13 protein-coding genes are annotated in these 15,768 nt (G+C 46.9%); 2 read left to right on the forward strand and 11 right to left on the reverse strand.

Annotation, left to right across the window (positions count from 1 at the left end; genetic code table 11):
- From AC0VYG_RS01970 to AC0VYG_RS01995, 6 genes are all read right to left on the reverse strand, one after another.
- The gene (locus tag AC0VYG_RS01970) at nucleotides 1-204 is read right to left on the reverse strand and encodes an MbtH family protein (protein WP_475430681.1); all 204 of its coding nucleotides are present in this window, start codon (nucleotides 202-204) and stop codon (nucleotides 1-3) included.
- 31 nt (nucleotides 205-235) lie between these two features.
- A complete protein-coding gene (locus AC0VYG_RS01975; protein WP_475430682.1) occupies nucleotides 236-1,891 on the reverse strand; it encodes a multidrug ABC transporter permease/ATP-binding protein in 1,656 nt (551 codons plus the stop codon).
- A gap of 111 nt (nucleotides 1,892-2,002) precedes the next feature.
- Nucleotides 2,003-3,982 carry a Fe(3+)-hydroxamate ABC transporter permease FhuB gene (gene fhuB, locus AC0VYG_RS01980; RefSeq protein ID WP_475430683.1) on the reverse strand — a complete coding sequence of 660 codons (1,980 nt, stop codon included), beginning with the start codon at nucleotides 3,980-3,982 and terminating at the stop codon, nucleotides 2,003-2,005.
- Complete coding sequence (locus tag AC0VYG_RS01985) at nucleotides 3,979-4,842, reverse strand: ABC transporter substrate-binding protein (protein WP_475430684.1); 864 nt, start codon at nucleotides 4,840-4,842, stop codon at nucleotides 3,979-3,981. Before AC0VYG_RS01985 ends, fhuB begins: the two co-directional genes overlap by 4 nt.
- Nucleotides 4,843-4,856: 14 nt before the next feature.
- Complete coding sequence (locus AC0VYG_RS01990; protein ID WP_199476693.1) at nucleotides 4,857-5,621, reverse strand: ABC transporter ATP-binding protein; 765 nt, start codon at nucleotides 5,619-5,621, stop codon at nucleotides 4,857-4,859.
- 336 nt (nucleotides 5,622-5,957) lie between these two features.
- Nucleotides 5,958-8,024 (reverse strand): phosphatase PAP2 family protein, encoded by a 2,067-nt coding sequence (locus AC0VYG_RS01995; protein ID WP_475430685.1) that lies wholly within the window; start codon nucleotides 8,022-8,024, stop codon nucleotides 5,958-5,960.
- A 117-nt stretch (nucleotides 8,025-8,141) separates the two neighbouring features.
- Here AC0VYG_RS01995 and AC0VYG_RS02000 point away from each other — a divergent pair, with 117 nt between their 5' ends.
- Nucleotides 8,142-8,456, forward strand: coding sequence for a 4a-hydroxytetrahydrobiopterin dehydratase (locus AC0VYG_RS02000; protein ID WP_475430686.1), 315 nt, complete (start codon nucleotides 8,142-8,144; stop codon nucleotides 8,454-8,456).
- A gap of 34 nt (nucleotides 8,457-8,490) precedes the next feature.
- Here the strand turns inward: AC0VYG_RS02000 and AC0VYG_RS02005 are convergent, their stop codons facing one another.
- The 4 genes from AC0VYG_RS02005 to eat form a co-directional block, all read right to left on the reverse strand.
- Nucleotides 8,491-9,144 (reverse strand): helix-turn-helix transcriptional regulator, encoded by a 654-nt coding sequence (locus tag AC0VYG_RS02005; RefSeq protein ID WP_475430687.1) that lies wholly within the window; start codon nucleotides 9,142-9,144, stop codon nucleotides 8,491-8,493.
- A gap of 131 nt (nucleotides 9,145-9,275) precedes the next feature.
- A complete protein-coding gene (eutC, locus tag AC0VYG_RS02010) occupies nucleotides 9,276-10,157 on the reverse strand; it encodes an ethanolamine ammonia-lyase subunit EutC (RefSeq protein ID WP_475430688.1) in 882 nt (293 codons plus the stop codon).
- The gene (locus tag AC0VYG_RS02015; protein WP_475430689.1) at nucleotides 10,157-11,575 is read right to left on the reverse strand and encodes an ethanolamine ammonia-lyase subunit EutB; all 1,419 of its coding nucleotides are present in this window, start codon (nucleotides 11,573-11,575) and stop codon (nucleotides 10,157-10,159) included. The genes eutC and AC0VYG_RS02015 overlap by 1 nt, the downstream gene beginning before the upstream one ends.
- A 121-nt stretch (nucleotides 11,576-11,696) precedes the next feature.
- Nucleotides 11,697-13,073 carry an ethanolamine permease gene (eat, locus tag AC0VYG_RS02020; RefSeq protein ID WP_475430690.1) on the reverse strand — a complete coding sequence of 459 codons (1,377 nt, stop codon included), beginning with the start codon at nucleotides 13,071-13,073 and terminating at the stop codon, nucleotides 11,697-11,699.
- A 294-nt stretch (nucleotides 13,074-13,367) separates the two neighbouring features.
- Between eat and AC0VYG_RS02025 the strand changes: the two genes are divergently transcribed.
- A complete protein-coding gene (locus AC0VYG_RS02025) occupies nucleotides 13,368-14,333 on the forward strand; it encodes a helix-turn-helix domain-containing protein (protein WP_475430691.1) in 966 nt (321 codons plus the stop codon).
- A gap of 108 nt (nucleotides 14,334-14,441) precedes the next feature.
- On the opposite strand, the gene AC0VYG_RS02030 is transcribed toward AC0VYG_RS02025, so the two are convergent.
- Entirely contained in the window at nucleotides 14,442-15,653 is a 1,212-nt protein-coding gene (locus tag AC0VYG_RS02030) for an IS256 family transposase (protein WP_475432512.1), read from the reverse strand.
- Nucleotides 15,654-15,768: the final 115 nt, after the last annotated feature.

The raw sequence follows: 15,768 nt of genomic DNA on the forward strand, positions 1-15,768 counted from the left end.
CTAGCTGGCTAAGGCATCTCTTAAACTTTTTGGTCGCATGTCTGTCCATGTTGCTTTGATGTGCGCAAGGCAATGCTCTTTATTGCCGACCACGCCGACTTCTTTCCACCCCGCTGGTACCGCATGATAGGTTGGCCAAATGCTGTATTGTTCTTGATCATTGATGACGACGGTAAATTCTGTGTTTGGGTTATCAATACTCATAAAGTCCTCTCTTTTGCTTTTGTCCAATTGATTAAGAAACAATGCTCGAAAGCGCTTCTTCTGTATGGCGTTGGTTGTTTGAGTTGAGCTCGCTAAGCTGACCTAAATCCATTTTGAAAACTCGGTCTGCCGCATCGAAATATTTGTCATCATGGGTAATGGCGATAATGGTTACACCACGCTCTTTTAAGAGGGGTAATAGTTCTCGGTAAAACGTTTTGCGGAATTTGGGATCTTGGTCGGCGGCCCATTCGTCCAGTAAGACACAGCCACGTTGTTCCAATACTGCCATCATTAAGGCGAGTCGTTTGCGTTGCCCTTGGGAGTATCGGGTGTCGGAAAGGTAACCATCCTGATGAGAGACCTTGTGTGCCATTTCCAGACGCATCATCCAGTCATCAATCACTGTGTTGTCTACGTTGTCACCATGTCCATCTGTGATCTGATGGAATAGATAGAAGTCGCTGTATACTGCGGAAAATTGCAAACGATATTCCGGCCATTTCTCTAGGGAAACCGGCTGGTCGTTAAGGAAAACCTGCCCTGAGTGGGGCCGATATAAACCAGTCAATAAGTTGGCAAACGTGGATTTGCCACTGCCATTACCGCCAATGATAAAGATGAGTTCACCTTGTTTAATGGTGAAGTCGATCGGACCAACCTGAAACGGCTTCTCATCACCGTCAGCTCGGTATTGATAAACCACTTGCTGTAAATGCAACTGCTCAAAAGGGGCAGAAACCGGTTGCTGACTGATCAAGGCGCTATTTTGGCTTAATGACAAGTCTTCCAATTTCTGCATTGAGATATTGGCTGTCACTAAAGTGGGTAGGGAGCCGACAGCTGACATCAGTGGTGTGCGCATAAATAAGATAATTAACGCAAACGATGAAGCAACTGGAAAGCTGGCCCAGCCAAGTCCTAACGCGAGATAGAAGTTTAAACCGATGAGTGCCAGAACAATGGTGTTGGCCATGTTGGCCGCAAAGCCGTTAAGAATATCAGCACGGGTTACCTGATCGCGATACTGTTTGGCGTGTGGATCAAACTCATCATTGAAATAGCGTTTAGCGCGTCCCGGGTTTAACGATAGCTCTTTGCGACCTTCAATAAAGGACTGGTAGTCCTGATACAACTTGTCATCGAATTCTCGCACCTGTGTGATGTGGTAGGAGATTTTATTCACCAGACTAAAACCGAAGAGTCCTGTCAACGCTAAGAGTAAGACGCTGACGCCAAACAAAGGAAGAGATAAAAAAGCGAGATAGGCGAGGGCGATTAAGCAAAGCACCACCCCATAAATCAGCTCAGGCAGATGGACAAAGGCAAAGGTGACATTACGAATGTCGGTGTTGAGTGACGCAAGCAAACGAGCGCTGCCGATGCTTTCTATTTGTTCGATATCAGTATTGATCAGTTTTTTGATAAGCTGACAGCGTTTTTTATAGACAAACTGATGCCCCAGTTTATGCAGTGCCACTTGAGCGACGGTAGCCGTTGCCAGCAAGACCGCCAATAGAAGGACAAATTGCCACAGGACCGAGGGGGTTAGGTCGTGCTGACTGAGTAGTCGGTATTGAATAAAAGCAATTACCCCGACCGTCAGGAGTGCGCTGGCCATACTGAGTAAGATGACAAAAGCCAGAGGTTTACCTTGTTTGTCTGCAAGCTGCATCAGTAACTTCATGTTAGATCCATAAATAAACAGTTTTGATTTGTATTATCATTCTCATTAATTAGCTTTAACACATTCCATGTTTTACGAAGCAAGATACTAGTATGCTGGTAGAGCTATTCCCTAGAGCCGCCGTAAGCCCCACATCAGGTATAAGCCGCCGAGAATGGAGGCGACCATGCCTGCGGGTACTTCCTGTGGGTAGAGTAATTGTCGGCCTAACCAGTCGGACAGTAACATCAGTAGTCCCCCCACCAATGATGAGGCGATCAGATGATCGCGGGCACGACTAAAACCAAATAGCCGTGCTAAATGAGGCGCCATCAGCCCAACAAAACTTAATGGACCGACAACCAAGGTGGCAGCAACGGTTAAGCAAGCGGCTAACAGTAGCAGCAAGAGACGGGATCGGGAGACATTCATTCCCAATGATCGAGCTGTTGCTTGCCCTAGCGGTAAAACATCCAGCCATTTACTTAGCAAAAAGCCAATACTGACCAATAACAACGTCGCTATCGCTAAAGGCAACAAGGTTTGGCTTTTAACGTAATAGGTGGAACCGGATAACCAAGCTAAAAAAGCATAGCTACGTGGATCGCCACCGGCGAGAATAAGACTTTGCACGGCATTCATCAGGGCCGTAATAGCGACCCCTGTCAGCAATACCCGCTCCGGTTGAAATCCCGACTTATGATTGAGCAAGACGATTAACCCCATGACCATCAGGGCACCCACTAGACCACCTATATAGAGTCCAACAAGTCCTGATGCAAGACCACTATAGAGGGTGATAATCAGACCAATGGCGATGCCAGAACTGATACCAATCACCTCTGGGCTCGCCATTGGATTGCCGCTTAAGCGCTGAATGATGGTGCCTGCTACCGCGAGCATAATGCCAGCTAATAATGCCGCAACTAAGCGAGGTATCCGCCATTCCAACAAAGACCAATCGCCATTGAATACTAGCCATTGCCAGCCGTGGCTTTGAATAGACAAACTGGCAAATAAACAAAACCCCACCAGCAATGTCCCGCCTGTCCATACAATGGCGGATTTGCTGAGGTGATGTATTTGCTGATTATGTCGGGTTAAGACGGTTTCCGCTTGGGCCTGATGACGAATGGCCAGCTTGGGTAGTAGCCATAACATAAGTGGTGCCCCCAGCGCTGCCGTGGCGGCTCCTGTCTGAACAACCATTGCCACCGTGTCTGGTAGTCGTTGAATCAATAAATCTGTCAGTGTTAGTAAGAGGGCGCCAAGTATCATGGACACTATTACTTTAGGTAGTAAACGACGGATGCCCATTAGCCGCGTAATAGCAGGGGCGGCGAGGCCAATAAAGCCAATCACGCCAACACTGGCGACCACCCAAGACGTCAGTAGTACCGCTAGACCAAGACAGACAAAACGGAGTTTAGTTAATGACACCCCTAAACTTTTGGCACCAGACTCGGTTAATTCTAATAAACTTAATGGCTTAAGGAATAAAAGCGCGACGAGCACTGCCGCAAGAATGCGTGGCCATAAATAGGTGACATTGCCCCAGCCCGTTTGCACTAGAGAGCCCGCTCCCCAGATCATTAAACCAGAGAGTTTTTCTTGATTGAGCATCAGCAATACGGTGCTGAAAGCACTGAAATAGAGATTAAGCACCAGACCCGCAATCACGACCACTGTGGGCGATAGGGCACGTCGCCAAGACAACAGAAAGACCAGCCCCATGGTAATGAGCCCTCCTGTTAAGGCAACCAGACTTTGAGAAAACGCCATCAGCCAAGGTGCATACAGTGTTGCCAGCATCAGGCTAAAGCTAGCCCCGCTAGCAATCCCCAAAGTAGAGGGTGAGGCAATGGGGTTTCTAAGTACCTGTTGCAACAACACCCCTGCCACCGCTAATGCGGCACCACACAATAAGGTGGTAAACAGGCGTGGCCACCAGGTTAATGACAACTCGACCGAGCGGCTAGACTGCCAGTTTGTCTGGAATAAGCTAGCAAAAGCATGGTTAAGCACACCGACGCTGTTTAGGTGGGCGCCTATTAACAAAGCGACCAGAACGGCAAGGAGCGCCATCAGCGTGAAAGGAAGCGTCCGCATCATTTGCTCTCCTGATGAATAGCAGTGGTTAATAGACGAGCAAAGCGTACCGTGGAAGGGATGGCGCCAAAGCTCCAAACGGGCGAGATTTTCAGCATCGGATGCCCAGTTTGTTTGACCAAGTATTGCCAGAAGGCATCCTGTCGTAGGTTCGCTTCCACACCTGCTGGTAATGGCTCGATGACGACAATTTGCCCTTTCACGCCAAGCAGTTTGTCAATGCCAACCAGAGAAAAGCCCCACTTATTGGTCTGTCGTTGCCACGCACTTTGTAAACCGATTTGCTGAGCGGCAATGCCATATAGGCTATTAGTGCCAAAGACTCGCACATGACGAGCGTCCATAAACTGCATCATCAACAAGGGTGGCGTATGGGTGGGAACCTGTTTAGAAAGGGTCGCCAACGTCGCCTGAGCCGATTGAATCAGTGATTTAGCGGCCGCTTCTCGGTGGGTGTCTTTCGCGAGGGTTTGCGTATAGGTTTTGAAGGCTTGCCATGAAACATCGCCTTTTTTATATAAGGCGATGTTTGTTACGGGGGCAATGCGGGATAATTGTGGTGTCAGAGACTGAAACATCGGAGAGATAAAAATACGCTCTGGTTTTAGTTCCGCCAATCGTTCCAAATTGGGTTGAGTGCGCAAGCCAAGATCGACGGTACGACTGGGAATGGCTGGGGATTTTACCCACGCGTTGTAGTCGGCTATCTGTGCCGCGCCAATGGGGTGAACGCCTAAGGCAAGCAGGGTTTCGATCTGCGTCCAATCTATGGTGGCCACTTTCATCTCACGCTCTTGTGCGACGGCGAAGTGGGTTGTAAACGTGATAGACAGCAGAAGCAAATAAGAAAAGGTACGTTTCATAACTTCCTACTTGGCTAGTAAGGCATGGCAACTGGATACCCTGCGGGGTGATCCGTAATGTGCATATTGATACCGTAGATGTCTTCTAGGGTTTGTGGTGTAAAGAGGCTCTCAATAGAGCCTGAGGCAATCATCTTTCCACTGTGCAGTGCGACGATATGATCGCAGAAGCGCGCTGCCATATTGATATCGTGGATAACAATAATCACACCAAGGGATAACTCGCGACTGAGTTTTTTGATCAGGTTAAGCATGTCTACTTGATGGGCAATATCTAAAGCAGATAGCGGTTCATCAAGTAGCAAATATTGCGTGCGCTGAGCCAGTAACATGGCGAGCCAAAGGCGTTGGCGCTCACCACCAGATAGGGTGTCAACTAAACGGTCCTGATAAGAGAGGGTATCGGTTAGCGCCATGGCTTCGTCGATGTATGTTTGATCCTGACGATTTAAACGGCCCAGCAAACCGTGCCAAGGATAACGACCAAACCCAACTAGGTCTCTGCCCGATAGGCTGTCCGTTGCTGGGGTTTGCTGAGGAAGATAAGCCACTTGTTGGGCAAATTGTTTATGGGACCAAGAGTCGATAGCTTGACCATTTAGCAGAATATGACCACGGGTTGCTGTTTGTTGTTGGGCGAGCAGCTTAAGAAGAGTGGATTTTCCTGATCCATTATGACCGACCAAGGCGTAAATTTTTCCAGGCTCAAAGGCCATGGAAAAGTCGGCCAATAAGGCGCGGCCATTCACGTCAAATCCTAATGCTTTCGACTCTATCATTCCATTCACTCTCTGCATTACATGTGGTGTCGATGTCTGAGGGCAATATTTTTATATAATAATGACGTTAATGCAAATCATTTTCATTTAAAGTGTAAGTATTTAGTACGCTGAGACCTTTGCTCGATGTCACGAGCGACGCCAAGACGCGGCAAAAACAGACAAGAAAGCGGAGTTTATCCCGATAAATGAGCATTTTGAGTCTGTTTTTAACAAAGTATTGGCAAGCACAGTAATCGTGCCAAGGTCTCACATTTTATGCATGATTTGGCATAAATAAGGCAATAGCCCTATCTATTTGTTGGGCTATTGCTTGGTTCGTGGGGAAAAGCAGATTTATTGAAAGGTCGCGATGAGCTTATTGTCAGTATATTGCAGACGAACTGGTAGAGGGGAAGAAATGGTTTCAAATTGACCTTGTAACTGGCGTCCCTCAATTAGCACGTAGCCTTTGCCTGCTTGAGGTTGAAAATGCGACAAATCTAAGGCCAATGTACCGCCAACGATAACCACGTTTCCTGAGGCTTGAATTTGGCTGGCGTCTTTATCCATGTCGATTTTAGTGGCCCCATTTAACTGAGTGTAGTTCGCGACCTTTAATGCACCTTTTGATGTCACATCCAAGATGCCATTTTTCAAATAGAGGTCGCCTTTACCCAATGCATGGATTGAGGCGGCTTCCAATACACCATTGTCGATAATCGTGCCACCATGATACTGATTGTTGCCCGTTAAAGTAAGAATACCGCAGCCTTTCTTCGTTAGTTTTCCCTTGCCAGAAATAGGATTACGCCACCAATCGTGAGCATTAAAGGCGCCTTTATTAGCGTCCATATTGACCGTAACATCCCCATTAAAGGCACCGTATCCATCGGCGGCGGTGACTAAATCTAAACGGCCCCAACCATTTGATTGATCCAGAATAGGATAGCCAGAGGGCACTTCTGTGGTTGCTAGAACCGCACGGCGTTGTGCTGGGCTTAAGTAAGGCTGTCTGGTGGCCAGTAAGAGTTCAGCCCCTGCTGGTACAATGGGCCCTTGGTGTAACTTTCCTGTCTGACTAAAACCATAGGTCAGTCGTGATCGATAAAGGGCTTTCATCGCTTCGTGATTGGCAAACTTATTGTTATCAAATACATGGGTATTGACCGTATCGCCAAGTATTAAACCTTGCGGGTGCAACACTTTGTTGTGAGCGAAATAATACAAGAATTGTCTGGCCGCGTAAGCTTGTTGACCAAAGTAGGATTGCGAGTCGTTATAGGCTCTTTGTGCATCCCCCTGAATGTGCCTTTGGGATAACGCGTAAGTTGCCACGGCTAAAGCGTGAATACGGCCACCGATCACGTCTACGGGGGAATGCATGCCCGCTTGAATGCGGCTCTCGCCTAATTGCGACGCCCGAGTAAGCATCTCTGAATAACGCTGTGGCAAGGCGTAAGCATAGGCCATGGCCGCTAAGTAACCAGCATTGGTGTGTCCACTTGGATAGGCGCCATCTTTACGGCGGTTTTCCTGATTATTGGCAACAACACTGCTCTCATGATGACGACGTGAGCACATCAGGCCAGGTACGACCTTTACTTCGGATTGGTATTGATCAATCAGCCAGTCCAAATGCACGGTACCATTTTGCTGTACACAAGAATAAGGCGCGGTGCCTAGGTAATGTATTCCGCCAGTTTTGTCCATACGCCATGGACGAGGGGTTGAATAAATATACTTTGAGGCACTCGTGGAAGCTGGGGCTAGCTCGCGAAAATCGTAAACCAGCTGATACACACTACCTAATGGTGCGTTTCGTCTCCCGGCAAACTTGATGTCATCATTATTCTTGGCATAGTAATGGGCGTTGCTAATAATGTCTTTGACGGTCGGCTGATCAATGTCTGTATAGGCGCCAGAAGCCGTTACATAGGCTTGTGTCAGAGGGCCATAGCCGTCAATCACACTGTAGTTTTTGCTGCGCTGATCATCCAAATAGGCGGCAATGGCTTGTTTCTCTGTGCGCTGCTGGGTGGCCTTGATCACATAAGCAATGTTTTCTTGCCAGATTTTTGGGTTCACAATGGCTTGGTTGGCAAAACTGCTTGGTCCATTGCTATTGGCGTCGTTTTGCCACCCCTTCAGCCCATTCGTCCAAATTTGATTCATGCCGATTAGTAGCGTTGCGATGGGGTTTTGCTCAATATTGTATTTCAAATTCCCTTTACTGTTGTTCGCACCATTTTGAATCACGGGCAAAGGGTAACCTACTTTAGGAACTGGAACCGTTTGTTCAAAGCCCAGCCCGATAGGCGGTAATGGTGTTGGTATTGTCGAGTTTGCCTGGGTGACGGAGCTGATGAAAAGTGTTAACCATAACGAACTTTTAATAGGAGAGAGTGTAAAGGGTGTTTTCATTATAAGTGGCTTCCTTGGACATCGAGCGAGAGTCGCGTTACTGTGAAAAGGTTAAGCTAAATGGGCAAGATGAAAGCTTAATGACAGCAATTTAAAAAATTCTTCAACGGAGGCGTTATGACAGTACAAAAGCTCAATGACAACGACGTTCAACAAGCCCTACATTCTCTTAATGAAAAATCCGATTCTAAATGGACATTGGAAGACGACAAGCTCAGTAAAACCTTCAAATTTAAAGACTTTCAGCAAGCCTTTGGCTTTATGACCCTGTGCGCGATTTATGCGGAAAAGAAAGATCATCATCCTGAGTGGTTCAATGTCTACAACACCGTCAAAATACAACTGACAACTCATGATGTGGGTGGGCTTTCTGAGAAAGATTTTGATCTGGCAAGTAAAATGGAAGGCAACGCGTCTTTCTTTACAAGGTAAAGTATTTCAGACGACATCCTTGTCATAGGATAAGCTAACTATTTTTGGAAACCAGTAATCTTTCTAAGGTCTTGACGGAGTTGGGCAAGAGTCCAACTTTTAAGTCGAAGGGCTGGAACAATTTGTTCACTATGTCCGCTGTATAGTTACCTTTGTTATTCTCATTCTCCGAAAGGGTTTTGCGGGAAACGCCAACGAGATTAGCGAAGTCTTCTTGTTTTAAACCGAGCACTTGAATGCGTAATATTTTCAGCGCTTCTCCTTGACTAATATCACCCAGAATCAATTGTTTGATGATGCGCTGCATGGTCTGTTGTTTGTCATCGTCAACAAGAGGTTGTGAATTCTTAGAGGCTCGTGCAATGGGGTTTTTTGTCTTGGTGTCGGTTGTCTCATCCAGTACGGCTAGGGTGTCATCAGTGACTGGAGTATGGCTTTTTTCTAAGGCTTGAATGGTTTCTTCGAGGGTTTCTTTCACGGCCTGCGTGGCTTCTTTTACGGGCGCAATGACCGATTCAACTTGTTCTAAAACTGTAGTGGGAGTAACGATGTCGGCCGATTTTTTTTTCTTACTCTTAGTTTTACCTTTTTGCTTGGCTTGGGCAGTTTTTTTAGACGCTTTTTTGCCCTTCTTTTTTGACTCTTTAGCTGGCGGGTAAACACTATCGATTTGGCCTTTCATTTTCATGTTACTACCTCATAAGTTCACTAATGATGACATGGATTGCGCTCTAATTTATAGCATAGTACGTTAATGTTACGTATGTGTTTCAAAGTAATTATCCATACAGGCTTTGCCATGCCGCTTGTCTAAAACCGTCAGTCCGAAGCCGTTAGGAAGTTACGTGTGGAGTGGCCTGTATCAATGACAAGGTCGTCATCCGAGCGATCTTTAAGTTTCACGCCAGATAGCTTCAATTGTTTGGCTTCTTTCAATAAATAAAACGCCTTGCGAGCCGCTTCCTGATAATTCAGTCCGGCAGGGCGAATGTTTGAGATGCAATTGCGATACGCATCGGTATAGCCGACTTTGCCTCCCCAAGTAAGATACAAGCCTAAACTGTCTGGTGAGCTTAATCCAGGACGTTCACCAATGAGCACCAACACGCATTTAGCGTTAAGGCGCTCACAAATATCATCGCCAATGGCGACGCGGCCTTGTTCTACTAGGCATAAAGGAGCGATTGTCCAAGAAGGCGACTGATTGCCTAATATGGAAAACAAGGCATTGAGAAAGGGCTGGGTATTTTGCTCAATGGCTAGAGAAGATAGTCCATCCACAACGGCAATCACTAGATCATACCCTTGTGGATAACTGGCTTGGTGTTCATCTAAAAGTCGGGCGGATTCATCATCCAGTCGTCGACCATAATCAGGACGCTGCAAGTAAATCGCACGATCTGCTGCTCGGCTGTGTAAAAACAAAGGCGCAGACTGAGGAGCCCAATCCTGTGCCATAAGTTGAGTCGCGAGTCCTTTGCTATCCAAATGGGTATGCACCGCGTCAATTGCCTGGGCATGAGCCAATTGAAAGGCTAATAAGTGCTTTGTCGGTACGCTAATACCGGAACGTCCCAGACCCACACGGGCATCCGTAAAGGCATTGAGTTTGTGCCATATATTCTCTGTCACCGCTTCGTTTGATGGTGGCTCGGAAGACAGTGTTGAATCCATTCGATTTTTCGTATCGTCTGTGCCCATTATTGGCCTCCAATCAGACGGTTTAAGGGCTTATAGAAAGCATCGGGTAATTGCTGATTCAAAACAAACTGTTCGTTGTTCTTAAAAATCCCCATCTTGGCGAGCCAAGCATCGAACTCGGGGGCGGGTTTTAGCCCCAGTGCTCTTCGAGCATATAGGGCGTCGTGGAATGAAGTTGTCTGGTAGTTGAGCATGATGTCGTCCGAACCAGGAATCCCCATCACGAAAGTGCAACCAGCGACGCCGAGCAACGTTAGTAAGTTGTCCATGTCGTTTTGATCGGCTTGAGCATGGTTGGTATAGCACACATCACATCCCATAGGTAAGCCAAGTAGCTTGCCACAGAAGTGGTCTTCGAGCCCCGCTCGGGTAATTTCTTTGCCATCGTATAAATATTCAGGACCGATAAAACCGACAACCGTGTTAACCAGTAGCGGACTGAATTTACGTGCCACAGCATAGGCTCGCGCCTCACAGGTCTGTTGATCCAAACCATGATTGGCGTTGGCCGATAACGCGCTGCCCTGTCCTGTTTCGAAATACATGACGTTGTTGCCGACGGTGCCCCGTTTGAGGGATAAGGCGGCTGCCTGTGCCTCAGCTAAATTGGCAAGGTTAAACCCAAAACTGTCATTCGTCGCTTGTGTACCACCAATGGATTGGAACACCAAATCTACAGGAGCCCCTTGCTCGATGCATTCGAGTGTATTGGTAACATGGGTTAACACGCAGGATTGGGTGGGGATCTCATAATGCTGAATGACCTCGTCCATCATTTTGATTAAGCGCGTTGCTTGTTGCACATTGTCTGTCGCGGGGTTAATGCCGATGACGGCATCTCCGTTAGCATAGAGCAGGCCATCCAACATGCTCGCCGCGATACCGGTTAAATCGTCCGTCGGATGGTTGGGTTGTAAGCGGGTGGATAAATGACCCGGTAAGCCAATGGTGTTGCGAAATGCCGTTTTTACATGACATTTTTTCGCCACGAGAATGAGGTCTTGGTTACGCATAATTTTACTGACAGCTGCCGCCATTTCTGGTGTGACACCAGGGCGGATTTGCGTGAGTATCTCGCTAGTAGCCAAATCACTTAATAGCCAATCTCGAAAACCACCGACCGTCAGGTGAGATATAGGAGAAAAGGCCTGTTGGTCATGCTCGTCAATGATTAACCGAGTAATTTCATCGTCTTCATAGGGAACCAAAAGTTCTTCAAGGAAAAGCTTAAGTGGTACATCGGCTAATGTCATCTGCGCGACAGCGCGTTCTTCCGCGCTTTGGGCGGCGACCCCTGCTAGTCGATCTCCCGAGCGAGCGGGGGTGGCTTTAGCCATTAAATCAGCAAGGTTAACAAAGCCAAAGGTGCGTTCACCAAGGGTATAGCGAAAGGAAAACTTGGAGTCTGAATGGTTCATCAGTCAGTTACGCCTCTTATTATTTCGACGTTAAGTATAGAACGGTGACCTGTTAATGCATAAAAGGTAGTACGTTGTTGAACGTACCACCTCTATGCTGACATGCAAAGTAGTCGCCAGTTTAGATCGAGTTGGAACCACTTAACATGACATCGCCCTGTGCGTTGTCCCGTTGGTGTTTGGTAAGAGAGAAATAAATAAAACCGATGACCATAAAGCCTAAGAAAATCAGTGCGATAACAAGGTTAAACCACACCATCGCAATCAAGCAGACGACAGCTAGGGTCAACGCAATCGCTGGTACGACAGGGTACCCTGGGGCACTGAAAGTACGTTCTAGATTAGGCTCCGTTTTACGCAGCTTGAACAGGCTTAACATGCTGATGATGTACATCACAATGGCCCCAAATACCGCCATGGTAATCATGGCTGCGGTTAAACTCATACCTTGTAGGTTGATAATGCCATCACTGTAAATGGCGGCAATACCAATGATTCCGCCAGCGATAATGGCACGGTGCGGTGTTTGAAAACGCGACAATTTAGCCAGACTAGCAGGTAAATAACCAGCGCGAGCCAACGCAAAACCTTGACGAGAATAACCCAGGATAATGCCGTGGAATGAGGCGACAAGGCCAAACAAGCCAATCCAGACCAACATATGTAACCAGCCAGAATGTTCACCGACAACCATTTTCATGGCTTGTGGAAGTGGGTCGTTGATGCTGGAAAGTGCTGTCCAATCACCCGCGCCGCCAGCCATAATCATCACGCCCATGGCCAAGAAGACCAAGGTCAGAATGCCACTAACGTAGGCTTTGGGAATGGTACGTTTGGGGTCTTTCGCTTCTTCGGCAGCCATGGCAGCCCCTTCTATCGCTAAGAAAAACCAGATGGCAAAGGGAATGGCTGCAAAAATGCCTGACATGGAGCCCAATGAGAAGGTGTTGGAGCCGGCCCAGCCATTAATAACAAAGTTGCTAAAGCTAAAACCTGGGGCGACGACACCCATAAACACAAGCAGCTCGATGACCGCCAGTACGGTGACAATCAGCTCAAAGGTGGCGGCAATTTTAACCCCCAGAATATTTAGCCCCATAAAAATAATATAGGCTCCAACGGCCGCTGTTTTCGGGTCTAATTCAGGGAATTGAACATTTAAATAAGCGCCAATGGCCAGCGCGATGGCGGGTGGCGCAAAGACAAATTCGATTAAGGTGGCAAGCCCCGCTATCAAACCACCTTTTTCGCCAAATGCCCGTCGACTATAGGCAAACGGTCCACCCGCATGGGGAATGGCGGTGGTTAATTCGGTAAAGCTGAAGATAAAACACGTGTACATAATGGCAACAACAACGGCGGAGATCAAAAAACCTAATGTACCAGCGACTCCCCAACCATAGCTCCAACCAAAATACTCTCCAGAGATAACGAGCCCAACGGCGATGGCCCATAAATGTATGGTACCTAACGTGGGTTTTAGTGTTTGTGTTGTCATTGTGACCTCTCAACATATGTTATTCGTCCTCTACAAACTCAGTTTGTAAAGATCCTGTTCCACTTGAGGGGGAGTTGCTCCCACTCACGCAAAGTTCCGTTTACTTGAATACATGACTTATGCGACTAAAAAGTCTTTTGAGCGGCATAAGTTTTGCTGGTTACACAATAATAATTATGTTCGTCATTCTGTTAACGAATAATGGCAAAATTATTAATATCTAATAATTTCAGTAGGTTATGGTTTTAAAGAGCTATTTTGGCAAGATAAATGACCATGCTACAGGAAAAGTATATGCTGTTTGAATCCACTTTTGCACCGAATAAGGGCGTTCCGCTTCATGTATCCGACGCATATGATGCCGACCTGCATGCCAGCAACCTCACCAATTGGCAACAAGAATACGACCAAATTAGTCGAGGGCGTTTCTATGGGCGCATTATTGAGCTGCCATTAAGCGGTCTACAAGTTTTCCGCGAACATACTAGTCAGGCATTGCAGCAAAAATGTGTGGTCTGGCCGGATTCCATTTGGTTGGGAATTCCTTTAGTGGGTCAAGAGGAAAGCCGCATTAACGGTTTGACGATTCGGCCAGACACCATTATGTGTCGGCCTGGTGATTGTGAGTTTCAGCTAACGACGCCTCAGAATTACGACCTCTATGGGTTAGTAGTGGATCGTGAGTCTTTGGTAAACATGGCAAATATTCATGGAGTTGATCTGAATTGGCGAGAACTGACCGCCTACGGACGCCTTGGCGTCCCCAATAAAACCCTGGCCGATGTGCGTTTTTTGCTGGCTCGCTTATTATCTACTCACAATACCGCGACCCCGCCGCGTTTGCAGCACGACATTATCATGATGGCCTTGCTGGAAGTGCTGAAAGTGGAAACGCCTAAGCCTGCGAAAACGCAAAGTTATTTCCATCGAAAACGAGTGGTTGATGTGGCGCGTCAATTTTTAGATAACCATTTGGACGAGCCCGTTACCATCACGCAACTGTGTGAAGTCTGCAGCGTGAGCCGCCGAACCTTGCAGTACAGTTTTGAAAGTATTCTAGGTGTGAGTCCAATTCAATATTTGCGTGCTAGTCGGCTTAATGGTGTACGACGTTCATTACTTCATGCAACAAACGGACAAACCGTCAGTGATATTGCCACCCAATGGGGCTTTTGGCACCTAAGTCAATTCGCCAAAGATTACAAACAATTGTTTGCTGAAAACCCATCACAGACGTTGGAGTTTCGGGCTTTAGAATAAGGTGAGTTTTTCATATAAAGCGGGATTCACTTGGATTTAACTCTAAAGTATGCTCTATGAGATGGATGAGAAAGGCCGACCCTGTAACAGATTCTGTGTAACTGCCATTTAGTTAAGGTGCTTTTCGAGACGCTCCTCGAACTCAATAATAAATCGACTCATTGCTTGGCGCCAGTTCTGAATTGGCATCGTCCATTTCTTACTGGCTTCTTTAATGGCAAGGTATACCATTTTCCTCGCAGAATCATCGCTTGGGAAGACTTTACGTTTTTTAATGGCTCTACGGATAACACTGTTCAGGGACTCAATCGCATTCGTTGTGTAGATCGCTTTTCGGATATCGTCAGGGTAATTAAACAACGTATTGAGGTGATGCCAGTGATTGCGCCATGATTTGGTAATTTGCGGGTATTGATCGTCCCAGATGTCGCCGAAACGATCTAACTCTAGCAAGGCTTCTTCTTCCGTTGCGGAGCGGTAAACTTGCTTTAAATCCGCCGTCACTGCTTTATAGTCTTTCCATGATACATATTTCAATGAGTTGCGTACCATGTGTACGATGCACAGTTGGATGTTAGTTTGTGGGAAAACAGCATTGATGGCTTCTGGGAAGCCTTTTAGACCATCAACACAAGCGATGAGAATATCTTCTACGCCGCGCTGCTGAAGCTCAGTGAGGACGTTGAGCCAGAACTTCGCACCTTCGTTCTCCGCAATCCACATGCCCATGAGTTCTTTATGACCTTCAGTGTTGATACCGAGTGCCAAGAAGATCGATTTATTGATGACGCGTTTATCTTGGCGGATTTTCAACACAATACAATCAAGATACACAATGGGGTAGATGGCATCCAAAGGGCGTGCTTGCCATTCAGTCACTTGCTCAATGACCGCATTGGTAACGCGTGATACCAGTGTTGGAGATATCTCGGCACCATACCATTCATCGAAGGCATTGACGATGTCTCGGGTACTCATGCCTTGCGCATAGAGCCACAGGATTTTATCGTCCATAGAAGTGAATCGGGATTGGTGTTTTTTGACCAGCTTGGGTTCAAAAGAGCCTTCTCGGTCACGAGGCGTATCCAGTTCAAACTCACCATCTTCCGTCTTAATACGCTTGCTATTCTTGCCATTACGACTATTGGTTGAGGTGGACTTTTGATGTCTCTCGTAACCCAGATGGTCATCCATTTCTGCATTCAATGCCGCTTCAACGGTAATCTTCTTCAGCATTTGGCTAAATTCGTTGAGATCCTCAGGCGTTTTAATTCCCTTGGCGGCTTCTTTTGCGAACGCTTCAAGTTCTTTTTTGTTCATTTGCATCTACCTATCCTTAATTCTTAATAGAATATGTTGTGGTAGGCAGTTACACAAAATTAGTTACAGTCTCGAAAGGCCTCGTATTACAATGGTGATATGGCTTTTCTTCTGT

The sequence above is a fragment of the Marinomonas sp. 63XJN7_7_ISO-PGPR-S23-202 genome, assembly GCF_056173505.1.

Excerpts from the sequence above, each read along its gene's own strand:
- AC0VYG_RS01970 (WP_475430681.1), bottom strand. The coding sequence starts at position 204 with ATGAGTATTGATAACCCAAACACAGAATTTACCGTCGTCATCAATGAT.
- AC0VYG_RS01975 (WP_475430682.1), bottom strand. The coding sequence starts at position 1,891 with ATGAAGTTACTGATGCAGCTTGCAGACAAACAAGGTAAACCTCTGGCT.
- fhuB (WP_475430683.1), bottom strand. The coding sequence starts at position 3,982 with ATGATGCGGACGCTTCCTTTCACGCTGATGGCGCTCCTTGCCGTTCTG.
- AC0VYG_RS01985 (WP_475430684.1), bottom strand. The coding sequence starts at position 4,842 with ATGAAACGTACCTTTTCTTATTTGCTTCTGCTGTCTATCACGTTTACA.
- AC0VYG_RS01990 (WP_199476693.1), bottom strand. The coding sequence starts at position 5,621 with ATGATAGAGTCGAAAGCATTAGGATTTGACGTGAATGGCCGCGCCTTA.
- AC0VYG_RS01995 (WP_475430685.1), bottom strand. The coding sequence starts at position 8,024 with ATGAAAACACCCTTTACACTCTCTCCTATTAAAAGTTCGTTATGGTTA.
- AC0VYG_RS02000 (WP_475430686.1), top strand. The coding sequence starts at position 8,142 with ATGACAGTACAAAAGCTCAATGACAACGACGTTCAACAAGCCCTACAT.
- AC0VYG_RS02005 (WP_475430687.1), bottom strand. The coding sequence starts at position 9,144 with ATGAAAATGAAAGGCCAAATCGATAGTGTTTACCCGCCAGCTAAAGAG.
- eutC (WP_475430688.1), bottom strand. The coding sequence starts at position 10,157 with ATGGGCACAGACGATACGAAAAATCGAATGGATTCAACACTGTCTTCC.
- AC0VYG_RS02015 (WP_475430689.1), bottom strand. The coding sequence starts at position 11,575 with ATGAACCATTCAGACTCCAAGTTTTCCTTTCGCTATACCCTTGGTGAA.
- eat (WP_475430690.1), bottom strand. The coding sequence starts at position 13,073 with ATGACAACACAAACACTAAAACCCACGTTAGGTACCATACATTTATGG.
- AC0VYG_RS02025 (WP_475430691.1), top strand. The coding sequence starts at position 13,368 with ATGCTGTTTGAATCCACTTTTGCACCGAATAAGGGCGTTCCGCTTCAT.
- AC0VYG_RS02030 (WP_475432512.1), bottom strand. The coding sequence starts at position 15,653 with ATGAACAAAAAAGAACTTGAAGCGTTCGCAAAAGAAGCCGCCAAGGGA.